We start from the raw sequence: 13,357 nt of genomic DNA, 5'->3' as shown, positions 1-13,357 counted from the left end.
TGTCTTTCCCGACGTTCTTCATCCGCTTCCCAGAACGGGCAGCACATTCGCCGGGGTGAAGGGAAAACGCCGCAGGATCTTGCCCGTGGCGTCATGGATCGCGGCGGCGATCGCCGGGGCCGCCAGGACATTCCCGCCTTCCGATCCCCCGCCATAGCAGCCGACTTCCGGCCGATTGAGAAGCACGACCTTTATCTCCGGCATCTCCGCCATGGTCAGGATCGGATATCCGGCCCAGTCGGTGGCGGTGACGCCGCTCTGGTCGAACATCACCTCTTCCTTCAGCGCCTGGCTGAGCCCCATGGTCACGCCGCCCTCGACCTGACGCTGGAGTTGCTTCGGATTGATGACGATGCCCGGATCGACCGCCACGACGCAGCGTTCCACCGTGACGACGCCCGTCGACGGGACAAGCGAAATCTCGCAGACGCTGGCCCAATAACTGTCCAGCCGGTACAGCATCGACACCCCCCGGCCGCGCACCGGCCTGTCGCCGTCCGAGGCATGGTCAGGGGCTGGGGACGGGCGAGGCTGCCATCCGGCGGCGTCACGAACCGCCTCCAGGACGCCGACGACACGCGGATCGGTCGCATGCCGGATGCGGAACTCCAGGGGATCGGCACCGGCAAGGGCGGCCGCTTCGCTGATCGCCAGTTCGCGCGCGAAATTCTGCTGGAACTGGCCGGGCGAGCGCATGCTGTGGTCGCGCAGGCCGATGGCCAGGGGCGAGGCGTCCTGCCCGATTTGACGCGTGCCGTGCGCCCGCTCCATGATCTCGGTCGTGCCCTCATAGGTCCAACGGTCCCACAGGAGGTTCAGCGTGGACTTGCCGTACACGGGCGGCTTCTCGGTCGGCGGCGGGAGCGTCGGCAGACCGGCGAGCACCGCGCCGATGAGCCGATTGTCGTTCATCGCCGGCATATGGTGATCGACCTGAAAGGCGATCATCCGACCCTTCGCGTCAAGGCCGATCTCGATGTCGGAGAAGGCGGCGGGCGACTGGGTCGACCATTGCATATCCTCCGCGCGCGTCCACTGGACGCGGACCGGCCGGCCCAGCTCCTTCGAGAGGATCACGGCCTCGTCCTCGGCCCCCGCATTCCCGCCATTGGAGCGTCCATAATGGCCCGGCCCGGCGAAAGTGCGGATGACCACTTCGTCCAGCCCCACGCCGAGCATCTGCGCGATCTGCCGGCGCAACATCTGCGCGTTCTGCGTATGGGTGTAGACCGTGGTGACATCGTCGCGCACATCCGCGACCGCCATGGTGGGCCCGATCGGCGCATGTTTCATATAGGGCACCTGATAGGTCGCCTTCAGGGTCCGGGCGGCGCCGTCCAGCAGCGGACGGATGCCTTCCTTGCTGCTCTTTCCCTTTTGCACTGGCGTCGAAGCCCAATCGGCTTTGCGCATCGTCTCATAGAGGCCGGCATTGGTCGGCAATCCCTGCCACTCCGTCCATTTGGTGTCGCCGGCGACCTGCAGCGCGGCCTGACTCGCTTCCCACTCGTCGGGCGAGACCACGGCGACCAGGTCGCCCTTCACGACAATCCTGGCGGCGGGAAACGCTTTCGAGTCCACTGCGCCGGCCGAGACCAGCTTCGAACCCAGGGTCGCCGGTCGGACGATCCGCGCATGCCACATTTCCGGAAGCCGGACATCGGTGACCCATTGCTCGGTGGCCGAGACTTTCGACTTTATGGCGCTGTTGTCGATGGACTTGCCGATGATCTTATACTGGCTGACCGGCTTGGTCGGCGGGTCCCCGACGATCCTCATTCCCGCGGGCCAGCGCTCCTGGACAGAAATGGTCAGCGTCAAGTCGCGTCCCTTGACCAGATCGCCATAGGTGACTCTCCTGCCTCCCACCGAAAAGGCGCCGTCTTCGCCCAAAAGCTTCTCGCGTGGCACGCCCAGCCGCTCGGCGCCAAGGTCCAACAGCGCCTGATATGTGTAGGCGGCGGCCTTGCGGACGTTCGGCGATCCGGCCTCCAGGAATCCGTAGGAGCCGCCGCCATCGGGCGTCCGGTCCGTATCGCCCGTGACGATCGTGGTGATCGCCTCGATCGACATGTTCAGTTCTTCCGCGACAATCTGGCGGTAGGCGGTGAACACCGTGCCCTGACCGAAATCACTGTTCCCGGTGCGCAACAGGACGGTGTTGTCCGGGCGGATCTCGATCCAGGAGTTCAGCATCGCCGGATTCAGCGAGCGGCCGACCGGGCCAGCCGCCTGCAGGCGGTACAGTGCGACGCCCACCATCAGGACGCCCCCGCCCTGCAGAAGTCTGCGGCGGGTGAGCACCGGCAGGCGGGCACTATCCGCAGGGGGTACGGACATCGGTCAGCCCTCTCGCATGATGGCCGAAGCGCGATGCACGGCCTCGATTATGGCGGTGTAGCTGCCGCAACGGCACAGGTGCGGCGAGGGGCCGGATGTCGTGAACGCCTCCTTGATCTGCGCGGTGGTTGGCTCGGGCGTATGTTCCAGAAGCTCCGTGGCCTTGATCATCATGCCGCTCTGGCAGAATCCGCAAAGCGGCGTCTGTTCCTCGATCCAGGCCTGCTGAACGGGATGCAGGGGCAGCACGCCGCCCTGACCGGGGGCGCCACGGCTGCGCGCCCACCGGCCGGGCAAGCCCTCCAGGGTGGTGATTGCCTTGCCAACCGCCTCAGCCAGCGGAAGGACACAGGAACGAACCTCCTCGTCTCCCAACAGGACCGAACAGGCACCGCACTGCGCAAGGCCGCAGCCAAACTGCGGTCCAGTCAGGCCCAGCTCGTTGCGCAGAACATGAAGCAGGGGCGTGTCCGGCGACGACCTGACCGGAGTTTCGGCACCGTTGACGACGATCGTAACCATCAAATCCAACCTATCCCAATTCGAAGATTTCAGCCATCTGTTGTTGCGGTAGCGGCAACTTCATATCGACAGCGCATCCCCAGTTCACGACGCCAGCCGAAGCACCCGATCGGCCGGTCGATACTCCTCCTCCTTTTGCGTCGCCAGCTCCTCTCCAAGACGCCAAAGGCGATCCATCGCCGGGGATGTTATGCCCTTGCGCTTGACCAGATAGAGATTGGCGCGCGGCTTCGGCCCGTGAATGGGACGCCGCACAAAGCGCGGAGGATTCTTCTCTCCGGGCGCCAGGTTGATGAAGAACAACCTCTCGCGCTCGGCGGCATCGGCCATGAACGCATGTCCTTCAGGGACCATCACCGGTACGGCGCCCACCCTGTCGACCCATCCGTAGATAAAGTCGCGCCGGGCCTCATTCGATACCGGCGTGACTGCGACCCTGCGACCGCGCAGATCCGAGAGCGCTACCGATTCAGCCGCCGCCAGGGGATCTTCTTCCGGGATCGACAATGTCGTGTGGCCGCGTTCAATGCACAATTCTTCCATATCCGCTTCACCGACGGGACCCATCACAAGACCGACGTCGACGGTCCAGCTGCGCAACATGTCCAGCACGCCCTCGGTCGTCTCCGTGGCGGTGAGGTCCAGGTTCACGCCCGATCGGACGGCCTTATATTCCTCCAGAAGAATGTTTCTCGCCTGAAACCAGTAGGTGAAACGCGCCACACCGATCCGCAGATTCAGCCTGCGCCGACGTTGCATCTCCTCTGCCTTGCGTGTGGTGGACTCGCTGATCTCGGCCAGCTTTTCAGCATAAGCCAGGAATTCCTCGCCATCCGGCGTCAGATAGATGCGGCTGGCTTCCCGCTTGAACAGCGCAAACCCAAGCCGGCCTTCCAACTGCATGATCTGCCGCGATAACCACGGCTGGTCCGTACACAACCGGTCGGCAGCCCGCGTAAAAGATAATTCCTGGGCGACGACGGCGAACTTCAGGACTCGATCAAAATCTAACCTCATGACTGCACCGTTCCATTTACTCTGAGCCCGGGATGAACGCGGCGATACTGCCCCGCTTACCCTGCTCCCTGCAGCTAAACCCTTTCAAACGCCGATATTTCTTCCCATCTCGCCTTGCCCGGGAGGCTGACTCGCCACCCTCTCCGACCCACGAAATCGAACCGTCGGAACGATATCCGCCGGGCTTTGTCGAAGCCGAAACTATCAAGCGTTACCGCGAATATAGAGGCGCGCTGGCCGGTAGAGGTCGGGCGGGCCGACTTGCCGCCGGTCCAGCGATGGCGCGAGGGAAAGGCATGAAAATTCATGCGCATATGCCGATGCTCCTGCTCCTATTGTCTCATATACGGTCTTCATGTTCCGTTATTGGTCCAATGTCGCAGAGATATGGGCGGGTGTCAACTCGTCCTGAGCTTCGTTCCGGACCTGCGCTTTAATGGGCGCGCAGATGCGCAGCCGCTGCTCATGGAAGCGGCTGTCGGAATAGCCCTGACGCACGGATTCACGGATCGATGGCGTACAATTGCAGGCCCAGCCGGGCGTCGCCGCCGCTATCGAAGCCAGCGAAGAGGGCCGTTCCGCGATCGAGCAAACAGGCGGATGGCGAACCTAACGAGCGCCTACTGCTCCGCGCTTGAGCAGCATGGCAGTCGACTCGACGGGCCGTGCAAAGATGGGCGGTTTTTCCTTACGGCGCCCGCACACATCGATTCTTGATGTCGCCCACCAAATGCGCGGCGACGCCCGGATCGTCCAGACTATCAAGATCCCATCCCTCTGGATTGAATGTTGACCGCATCACTTCGACCTCAGGGAAGAGCCCGATTTCGCCGCCCTGCACGTAGAATTCGCGTCCGCTCACATGGGCGGTGGCGTCGGTACACAGCCAGACCGCCAGGGCGGCCGCATGCTCTGGCCGGGACGGTATCACCGACTTGGTCGTGCGATTCCAGATTCCCGACATTCCCAATTCGACGGATTCAGCCATCAACTGTTGCAGCAGTGGCAATTTCATATTGGTGATCGACGAAGAGGGACGAACGGCGTTGCAGCGAACGCCGAATTGCCCAAGGTCTCGGGCGACAGAGCGCGTCAGACCTATGACCCCCTCCTTGGCGGCGCTGTAGGCCGACATGCCATAATGCCCCAGACCTGACGCCGAACTTGTGTTGACTATGACGCCGCCGGTGCGCTGTTCGATGAATATGCGGGCCGCAGCGCGGATCGTCGCGAAATAGCCCTTCAGATTGACGTCATGCACAATGTCCCAATCTTCTTCCGACAGATCCTGGACCTTGGAAGGTCGAAGAATCCCGGCATTGTTGATCAGAATATCCAGTCGTCCAAAATTGTCGAGCGCGGCGTCGATCACCGCCTGCCCCCCCTGCATGCTGGCGATGCTGGAGGTTTCGGCCACCGCCACGCCACCGGCGGCGATGATTTCGCTCACGACATTGTCCGCGAACGACCTGTCGCCGCCGCCGCCGGTCGGCGCTCCGCCCAGATCGTTGACGACCACCTTCGCGCCATTGGCCGCAAGGAGCAAAGCTTCCGCACGACCGATCCCGCGGCCGGCGCCCGTCACGACGGCAACCTTGTTTTCGAGGCGAAGCTTGGGTGTCACGGGGTCATTCTCCAAATCTGTAAGGCCAAATCCGTCAGGGACGCGCTCATCGAAGGGGACATTCGGGATTATCAGGCAACACGCCTCAAGCCGAGTGCCCCTGTGGCTGCAACAAGGCCCGCAGGTCGGTCTTTTTTACTTTGCCTCGCGGCGTGCGGGGAAAATCCTCAACGACCTCAAGCTGTTCCGGCATTTTCTGTTTGGCCAGCCCGAGTTCAGCGAAATGGGCCTGCACCGCCTCAAGGCTTATGGATTGACCAGCCCGCAAGGAGACAAAGGCGCAGACCTTTTCGCCATATAAGGGGTCAGGCATACCGATCGCAGCGGCTTCCGAGATCGCGGGATGGCCGCACAGGGCATCTTCAATCTCCTTCGAGGAAAGATTTTCGCCACCCCTGATGATGATGTCCTTCTTCCGGTCGACGACGGTGAGATATCCCTCCGCGTCCCGCACGACGATGTCGCCCGTGCGAAACCACCCGCCGGGCAGGAAAGCGTCGAGATCCAGCGCCTCATCGAGATAACCCACGAAGAGATCCGGCCCGCGCACCAGCAATTCGCCGGATTTTCCATCGGCAACGTCATTGTCTTCGTCATCCACGATGCGAACCTCGACACCCGGCAGAAGCCGACCCTCGGTATAGGCGCGCTTCTCGATCGGATCTTCCTTGCGGCCCGCGCAGATCGTGGGCATTTCCGTGGCCCCGTAAGTCCGCAGGCCTGTAATTCCCGCTTCTTCAAGTCGCAATATTTGCGAAGGGCTGATCGACGTGCCGCCCATTGTGAAATATTTCAGGCTGCTGATGTCGCCAAGGCCCTTGTCCACCAGGTCGAACAGGGTGAGCATGAAAAAGGGCACGCCGTTACTGGTGCATGGTTTGAGCCGGGTGATCAGGTCCAGACAGGCCTGCGCGTCCCATCGGTCGCGCGTGACATTGCTGTTTCCCGTCAACGATCCCCTGATCAGTTCCAGCGCGCTGCCGATATGACCGAAAGGCCCCGCCGACAGGAACAGCGGGTTCTCCGGATCGGCGGGACGGTAAAGAGGAAAGGTCTTCGTCTCTGCGATCAGCGTATTGTGGGTATGTCTGACGCCCTTGGGCGCGGATGTCGTTCCCGATGTGAACATCAACAGGCAAATGCTGTCGGGAGAAATATCGGCCATTTTCAATGGCGGCGGCTCAATTGCGAGGAACTGATCCCAGTTCATGGCCCCGCGACGGACTTCTTCGCCGACAATCAGGATATGCTCCAGATCAGGCAGGGAGCCGAGCGATTCCAGGCGTTCCAGAAAGTCGATATTGCGCGTCCGCTGGGGTACGATCAACATCTTTGCCCTGGCGGTCGCCAGGATATATTGCAGGTCGCCCGTCCCATAAATGGGTATGATGGGCAATAGAACCGCGCCCACCATGATGATCGCCTGGCTCAGGATCACGGCTTCCCACCAGTTGGGCATCTGGACCGCGACGACGTCCCCCGGCCCGATGCCCAGCGCCTGCAAACGGGCGACATAGGTCAGGCTCAGATGGTAGCTTTCGTGCAAGGTGAACACGCGCTCCGGCCTTTCGGCGGAGTAGAAGTGGCGCTTCGCGTCGGGATAGGTTTGCGCGCCGATCCGCAGAATATCGCCGATGGTTTCCTTTCCATAGAAACCTTCAGCATGCCAGCGCAGCCGAAGCCGTTCCCGGTCCTCCCGGATTTGCGTGAGCGTAACCTCCTGGGAGGCGCGCGACCGTGGATCGAGAGCGTCTTTACGCATGGCCGGTATTTGTTGTCCTTCTGAACTTATTGTCATCGGTGGATAGGGCTGATCGCCGGAAACGTCCCGATCATCGTCCACCAGCCGGCAAGCTACCGCCGCCGGGTCGATGCTTCCATAGCTAATCCGCTGGCCCCAATGCGCAACCCGCATCGGACCAGTTTGAACTCCCCTGGCCATGGACGCCGCGCCCCGATGACCGGGGCCAGGATCCCGCACAATCGCGCGGGATCCTCGCTCACCTCATAGCCGCCCTTCAACCTTCAGGGCGCTCTTCCGTCTTCCGTCAAAAGTCGAACCGCAGTTCAGCGCCATACATGCGCGGATCTCCATAGGCGACGCTGTTGAACCCAAGAGCAGCGGCCAGCGGATTCCCCTGCTGCATGTACTTGGTGTTGAATATATTGGTGCCAAAGAAGGCGACGGATAACGGCTTGCCGCCAATATTCGACCATTCGGCCCGCAAATTCACCAGGGCATAACCGGGCGCGCGCGATTCAGGATTGTTGAAATTCAGATCCCAAAAATATTGATGACTCTGGTGATAATAGCTCGCCCGGAAACTCAGACTGCCATAGTCGCCCGCCAGAGGAGCCGTGATCTCGGCCGTTGCTCCAAGCTTGGTCTTGGGTGTATTGGCGAATTCCGATGCTGTCGCATCCCCCTCCGGCGAGGGAAAGGATTTGTAGAAGGCGTCCGTGTAGGAATAGAAGGCCGACAGATTGAGCCAGGATGTCGGACGAATGCTCGTTTCGAAATCCGCGCCCCTGATCGTACCGCTCGCCGCGTTCAACGTCGCTGTCAGAAGCTTGCCATTGACCGGAATAGCCTCATTCTTCTGAATATCGCTGTAATTTCCGGTATATACACTGATGTTCGTTCGGCCCGCCATGCCTTGGAAATGCCAATCCGCTTTCAGACCGGCCTCATAGTCCGTTATATATTCCGGCTGAAAGGCCGTCAGCTCCGGCGTGGGCGCATGGGCGTTAAAGCCACCGCTCTTGTAGCCGCGACGCGTGGCGACGTAGACCAGAACGCCGGGATCGATGCGATAATCCAGGCTGAAATTATAGGTGGGAGCCTTGAATTTCGCGGTCAGGTCCGGCGTTCCGTCAAGCAGGTCGAGCTTTCGGATATCCCAAGTGTAGCGGCCACCGGCGGTAAACTTCAGACCGGGCAGGATACCGCTCAGATCATAGGTTGCCTGTCCATATATGGCCTTGCTGCCGTCGCGGCGCTGGTTCGACGCGACGCCGTTGGGATTGCCGAATATCTGCGCATGTATCGCAATGATCCCGGTCGGCGACAATTGCTCATAATATAGACCGCCGATGAAGGAGAGGTTGCCATTCAGCGCCTTACCGGACAGCTGAAACTCATCCGTCACGAGCTTGGTATGTACGGATTGCGGAAACCACAGAATATTGAACGAACTGCCATCCTGATCGGTAACGAAATTCTGATCGAACCGTTGATAGCCGAAAATATTCTTCAAGGATAAATCAGAGGAAACTTGATAGGTGGTTTCATTGACAATGACGAGCTGTTTGCTCTCGTTGAATGTATTGACATCAGACTCGATTACACGCGGACCGCGCGCATTCTGCGTCTGAACATATTGCAATGTATCCGGGTAAATCCGGGCGACGAGGGAATTGGGCCGTACCGCATTCATCATGAACGACCCGCCGCTGTCGTTCACTCTCGAATATTCCGCGACCAGATAATTCGAGAAACCCCCGGATGGCGTAAAAAGCACACTGCCGCGATAGGCCTGGCTGTTGACGTTGTCGCGATATGTGCCATTCGTGAGGTTGAGCGTGTAGCCATCCCGCTTGATCCTCTGAGCGTTGAGGCGCACCGCCAGCACATCGGATACGATCGGAACGTTCAGCGCGCCTTCGGCATGTCTGAGGTTGTAATTCCCCAGTTTCGCCATGGCATAGCCGCCAAATTCGCTGTTGGGCCGCTGCGGAGCGAACAGGACCGCGCCACCGGTGGTGTTGCGACCAAACAGTGTTCCCTGCGGCCCCTTCAACACCTGGACGTTCTGAAGATCCAGGAACGATGCGGTTGCTTGGCTGATGATCGGTATATCGGCGAAATAGGAAGCGACGCCTGCAAAAGCACCCCCATATGTCTGCGTTTGGCCGCGCATCGCGAAATTTGTCTGGGTACGGCTCCCCCCCGCCCCGACGGTTGTCAGCCCCGGCGTGTGAAATTGCAGATCGATAACGTTCCTCACACCTTCGGCGGCAAGCGTTTGACCTGAAATCGCCGTGACTGACACCGGAACAGATTGCAGGGATTCTGCTCGTCTGCGGGCCGTTACCACGATGTCCTCCAACTCAATCGGAGTCTTGCCCGGGTCATGAGCGTGAGTTCCTTCCGGCGCCGCCGCACGTTCCTGTGGGCTTTCCTCCGCAAAAGCCGGCGTTGCCGCCGTGTAGATCAAGACTAACGGCAAAGCGCTTGCACCCAAGCACTTCAGACCTTTGGAAAACTGCATAGTGAATCCCCTCTCCTATTATCTTGTTATCGCGTCCTGCCCGGTAATTTCGGCTCGTGAACCCCTCTCGAGGTTTCATGCCCCGGCGTCCCTGTATTGAAGAGATGCGAATAATAGAGAGGATGCTCAGCTATAATATTTCAGGCAGCAAATGCGTGACCGACATCGGCATATGCGTTTTATTTCTCTCCAGGAAACTTTGAACGACGCCCCCGCCTGACGGAACAATATTTCTACATGGAGGAGATCATGGATAGCGCAACAGGAAGATGCCCTCATGGCGGGTTCCGCCATGAGGGCATTGAGAGATCATCTGCTATGGACTTGTCCGTCCCGAGCATGAGTACCCGGGGCGCGACCAACCCGTTTCAGGGGATTTTCCCCTTCACTGGTTCAATATTTGTCGATCCACCTATCTTATTTGCGATATTGCTGGATCATTTTATCTTGAGCACCACGAAACTCCGAGGAAACTTTGTCCCTGTCACCATATAGGTCATCCCAGGCGGCCTGGGGACGGTGCAGCGACCCTTGAAACTCAGGCATGACTTCACGCGCGAACAATTCGAGCGAGCGCACAGTCGCGGCCGGATCGGCCACCTCCGTCAACAGGAGGCACAATGTTCCAAAGCCTCCGGACTTGTTCCAAAGCCGTTCGATCTGCGCCTTGGCCATTTCCGGCGTTCCATATACCGCATAGCCGCTGTCATTGGCCTGCCGGCAAAGGGTTTCGTGATCCGTCGTTGCCAGGACCTCTTCAATATCCTTCGCGCCCGGGATCCGGAACGGTCCGGTCGAGGAAAAACGCAATTCATTGGCGTAACCGTACTTCATTTCCTCGATCGCCTGATCGAGGGTCGGCGCCAGATGCATCGGCGCCACCAGACGCCACGAACTGCGATCCACCTTCTGCCCCGACACGGCGGCGGACTCTTCGACGACGCTCCACGTATCGCTCAAATAGTCAAAGCCTCCCAGATCGTCGGTGGCGGAAACGCCCAGCAGGCCGGTTCCATATTGCCCGGCCAGACGCGGCCCGGTCGGTGAGCGCACGGCGGCGACCGTCAGCTCGAAACAAGGCTTGGTATAGGGCGAAAGTTGCAGTCGCGCATTCTCAAGCCTGAACCAGTCCGTCTCCATCGTCAGCGGTTCGTCGTTGCGAAGAAGATGGGTGATCGCGGCGACCCCCTCTTCCATCCGCCGGCGCTGCTGCGAATAGTCCATGCCCATCATGCGCGAGTCGGTCACGAGCGATCCCGGACCCATGCCCAGCATGGCGCGACCGCGCGTCAGATGGTCAAGCAGAACCATCCTGTCCGCCAATATCAGGGGATGATGATAAGGGAGCGACGCCACCCCGGCCCCAAGCTTGATATGCTGCGTCCGCTCGGCTGCCGTGGCGATGAAAACTTCCGGCGAACCGATAATTTCATATCCGCCCGAATGATGCTCTCCGATCCAGACCTCATCATAACCAAGTCGATCCAGATGCTGGATCAACTCGAGATCATGATGCAGGGCACGGGTCGGATTCTGACCCGGCGCATGCCACGGCGGCATCATCGCGCCAAATTTCATCTGCATCTTTCTTTTATCCACCGAATGCTCTCCCAAAGCGCTGAACATCCCGACTCTCGAGGAATTCCACTCTCGAGGCAAGATAGCTGCCCTAAAACTGAGCCAGCGTCGCCTGCCGCCCGGCAATTAGCAAAGGCGCGAAAGACATGGCGGCATGTGGGCGCCCCTCTTCCGCGAAAAAAATGGCTGCCTAATCTTGGCAGAATTTTGGAGTTCGATGAAGAGGGGCGGGCGGATTATGCGTATAATGGGCATGGATGAGGAGCAGCATGGTCGGCTGAATGATGGACTGGAAGCTATCGCCAGCCCCCTGACCGGCGAAGCACCTGTCGCCACGGGTCCCGCGGCGGCGCTGACCGTGGCGGTCCCGAAACAGGCCCTGCCCTTGACCTCGAACCTTCGGGGCGCGGCCTGGATGTTGGCCTCCGCCCTGGTCTTCACCGTCCTGATGGTGCTGGTGCGCTATCTGGGGACCAGCTTTCCCGCGCCGGTGCAGACTTTCTACCGTCAACTCGCCAGCTTCCTCGTGCTGATGCCCCTCATCCTGAAGCGGGGACCGGCGGCCTTCACCGCCAGCCGCCCCTGGATCCTGTGCCTTCTTTCCGGCTTCGGGACTGCGGCGCTGGGGCTGTCCTTCTACGGCTTCCAGAAAATGTCCCTGGCGGAGGCCAACGCCTTGTCCTTCACCCGCGCCCTATGGCTCGTACCGCTGGCGGCCATCGTGGTACGCGAGCGGGTGGGCGTCATGCGGATCGTGGCATTGTTCGCCGGCTTCGGCGGCGTGCTGATGATGATCCGCCCGGCCGAGGGCCTGCACTTCACCATAGACGCGCCGACCCTGGCGATGCTGGCCTCCGCTTTCCTGCTGGCGATGACGGTCGTCAGCCTGAAGCTGTTGACCCGGGATCATTCGCCGACGGTGATTCTGGTCTGGGGCGCCGCGCTGGGCGTGCTCTTCACGCTGCCGCCGGCGCTTCTCGTCTGGCGCTGGCCCCATGGCGTGGATTTGGTTCTGCTGACGCTGCTTGGGGTACTCGCCACCGTTCAGCAGGCCTTCTTCGTGAAGGGAATCCAGCTGGGCGACGCCGCCATCATGGGCTCGATGGACTACAGCCGGCTGCTCTTTGGCGCGGTCGCCGGCTACTGGCTGTACCATGAGGTGCCCGGCCCCTGGACGCTGGGCGGCGCGGTGGTCATTGTCGCCTCCACCCTGTTCATCACCCTGCACGAACGGAGGCTCGCGCTGGACGGCAAGGTCTAGGACTGAGGCTTTGGATAGATCAGGAGAAAGCGATGCCGATAATTCGGCATTGTTAGCTGAGCCCAGGAACGAAGCCGATAGATTCTGCCTGTTCTAGTAGACGATCCCTATCCTTAAGGGTGTCGTCATAAGGTCGCCTAACTTGACGTTGCGCAAGTTTTGGCGGCCTTTGCCTTTCGCCCCGCAAGGGCCCTTTGTATTGCTGCCTGTATCGCCGCCAGACCACCGAAAATGATGACGCCCGCGGCAATCCCCAGAAAAACTTCAGTTGGCTTCGTCGAATTGACGATCTGCGGAATGGTCGCCACGGTCAGGAAGGCCATCGTCGCTGGATTGATGAAAAGTCCAGCCATTTCACGAATCAGTAGGAAAACAGCGACAAGGACTGCGAACAGCATCACGGCCAAGGCTGCACCAGCGCCAAGAAGCGGCGTCAGCCAAGTCGGCAGCGAAGCAATCGCGACGCCCGTCAGCGCCCCCAGCGCAGATCGCGGCAATCGATTGAGCTTCATACCTTCCATCATGCTCCACTGGAACAGGAACAGAAATCCGGCCCAATGTTCACGTACACCGACCGCACCGGTCAGGACGAAGAAAATGGCGATCAGGATGATCGCGGCGCCCAATGTTCCGATCGCCTTGGTCGTCGACATGCCCGTCTCCTTATATAAAGGGCTCGCGATAGCCAAGGTCCCGCACGGTCGCGAGATCTTGGCCATTCTTCATCATTGCCCCCGATATTTC

9 protein-coding genes are annotated in these 13,357 nt (G+C 60.3%); 1 reads left to right on the top strand and 8 read right to left on the bottom strand.

Annotation, left to right across the window (positions count from 1 at the left end; all coding sequences use genetic code 11):
- Nucleotides 1–18: 18 nt before the first annotated feature.
- The 7 genes from HHL26_RS01030 to HHL26_RS01000 all read right to left on the bottom strand — a co-directional run bounded on the left by HHL26_RS01030 (nucleotide 19) and on the right by HHL26_RS01000 (nucleotide 11,358).
- Nucleotides 19–2,340 carry a molybdopterin cofactor-binding domain-containing protein gene (locus HHL26_RS01030; RefSeq protein WP_169575743.1) on the bottom strand — a complete coding sequence of 774 codons (2,322 nt, stop codon included), beginning with the start codon at nucleotides 2,338–2,340 and terminating at the stop codon, nucleotides 19–21.
- Between the two features lie 3 nt (nucleotides 2,341–2,343).
- Nucleotides 2,344–2,862: a (2Fe-2S)-binding protein gene (locus HHL26_RS01025; protein ID WP_169575742.1), complete on the bottom strand. Its 519-nt coding sequence runs from the start codon at nucleotides 2,860–2,862 to the stop codon at nucleotides 2,344–2,346.
- 84 nt (nucleotides 2,863–2,946) lie between these two features.
- On the bottom strand, nucleotides 2,947–3,879 hold the full coding sequence (locus HHL26_RS01020) for a LysR family transcriptional regulator (RefSeq protein WP_169575741.1): 933 nt from the start codon (nucleotides 3,877–3,879) through the stop codon (nucleotides 2,947–2,949).
- 688 nt (nucleotides 3,880–4,567) lie between these two features.
- Nucleotides 4,568–5,503, bottom strand: a complete 936-nt coding sequence (locus tag HHL26_RS01015; RefSeq protein ID WP_087574893.1) for an SDR family NAD(P)-dependent oxidoreductase — start codon at nucleotides 5,501–5,503, stop codon at nucleotides 4,568–4,570.
- An 85-nt stretch (nucleotides 5,504–5,588) separates the two neighbouring features.
- Nucleotides 5,589–7,265, bottom strand: coding sequence for an AMP-binding protein (locus tag HHL26_RS01010; protein WP_169575740.1), 1,677 nt, complete (start codon nucleotides 7,263–7,265; stop codon nucleotides 5,589–5,591).
- Nucleotides 7,266–7,551: 286 nt separating this feature from the next.
- Nucleotides 7,552–9,774 (bottom strand): TonB-dependent receptor plug domain-containing protein, encoded by a 2,223-nt coding sequence (locus tag HHL26_RS01005; RefSeq protein WP_169575739.1) that lies wholly within the window; start codon nucleotides 9,772–9,774, stop codon nucleotides 7,552–7,554.
- Nucleotides 9,775–10,191: 417 nt separating this feature from the next.
- Complete coding sequence (locus HHL26_RS01000) at nucleotides 10,192–11,358, bottom strand: LLM class flavin-dependent oxidoreductase (protein ID WP_169575738.1); 1,167 nt, start codon at nucleotides 11,356–11,358, stop codon at nucleotides 10,192–10,194.
- A 232-nt stretch (nucleotides 11,359–11,590) separates the two neighbouring features.
- Here HHL26_RS01000 and HHL26_RS00995 point away from each other — a divergent pair, with 232 nt between their 5' ends.
- A complete protein-coding gene (locus tag HHL26_RS00995) occupies nucleotides 11,591–12,613 on the top strand; it encodes a DMT family transporter (protein WP_206377298.1) in 1,023 nt (340 codons plus the stop codon).
- A 137-nt stretch (nucleotides 12,614–12,750) separates the two neighbouring features.
- On the opposite strand, the gene HHL26_RS00990 is transcribed toward HHL26_RS00995, so the two are convergent.
- Entirely contained in the window at nucleotides 12,751–13,266 is a 516-nt protein-coding gene (locus tag HHL26_RS00990) for a hypothetical protein (RefSeq protein ID WP_169575737.1), read from the bottom strand.
- Nucleotides 13,267–13,357: the final 91 nt, after the last annotated feature.

Source organism: Sphingobium sp. TB-6 (genome assembly GCF_012927365.1).
Lineage (GTDB): Bacteria > Pseudomonadota > Alphaproteobacteria > Sphingomonadales > Sphingomonadaceae > Sphingobium.
The sequence above is the reverse complement of the archived record's forward strand: the minus strand, read 5'-3'. Positions and strand labels throughout refer to the sequence as shown.

What these genes read in the sequence shown, in the direction of transcription:
- HHL26_RS01000 (WP_169575738.1), bottom strand. Translation starts at nt 11,358, where the DNA reads ATGCAGATGAAATTTGGCGCGATGATGCCGCCGTGGCATGCGCCGGGT.
- HHL26_RS01020 (WP_169575741.1), bottom strand. Translation starts at nt 3,879, where the DNA reads ATGAGGTTAGATTTTGATCGAGTCCTGAAGTTCGCCGTCGTCGCCCAG.
- HHL26_RS01005 (WP_169575739.1), bottom strand. Translation starts at nt 9,774, where the DNA reads ATGCAGTTTTCCAAAGGTCTGAAGTGCTTGGGTGCAAGCGCTTTGCCG.
- HHL26_RS01030 (WP_169575743.1), bottom strand. Translation starts at nt 2,340, where the DNA reads ATGTCCGTACCCCCTGCGGATAGTGCCCGCCTGCCGGTGCTCACCCGC.
- HHL26_RS01010 (WP_169575740.1), bottom strand. Translation starts at nt 7,265, where the DNA reads ATGCGTAAAGACGCTCTCGATCCACGGTCGCGCGCCTCCCAGGAGGTT.
- HHL26_RS00990 (WP_169575737.1), bottom strand. Translation starts at nt 13,266, where the DNA reads ATGTCGACGACCAAGGCGATCGGAACATTGGGCGCCGCGATCATCCTG.
- HHL26_RS01025 (WP_169575742.1), bottom strand. Translation starts at nt 2,862, where the DNA reads ATGGTTACGATCGTCGTCAACGGTGCCGAAACTCCGGTCAGGTCGTCG.
- HHL26_RS00995 (WP_206377298.1), top strand. Translation starts at nt 11,591, where the DNA reads ATGCGTATAATGGGCATGGATGAGGAGCAGCATGGTCGGCTGAATGAT.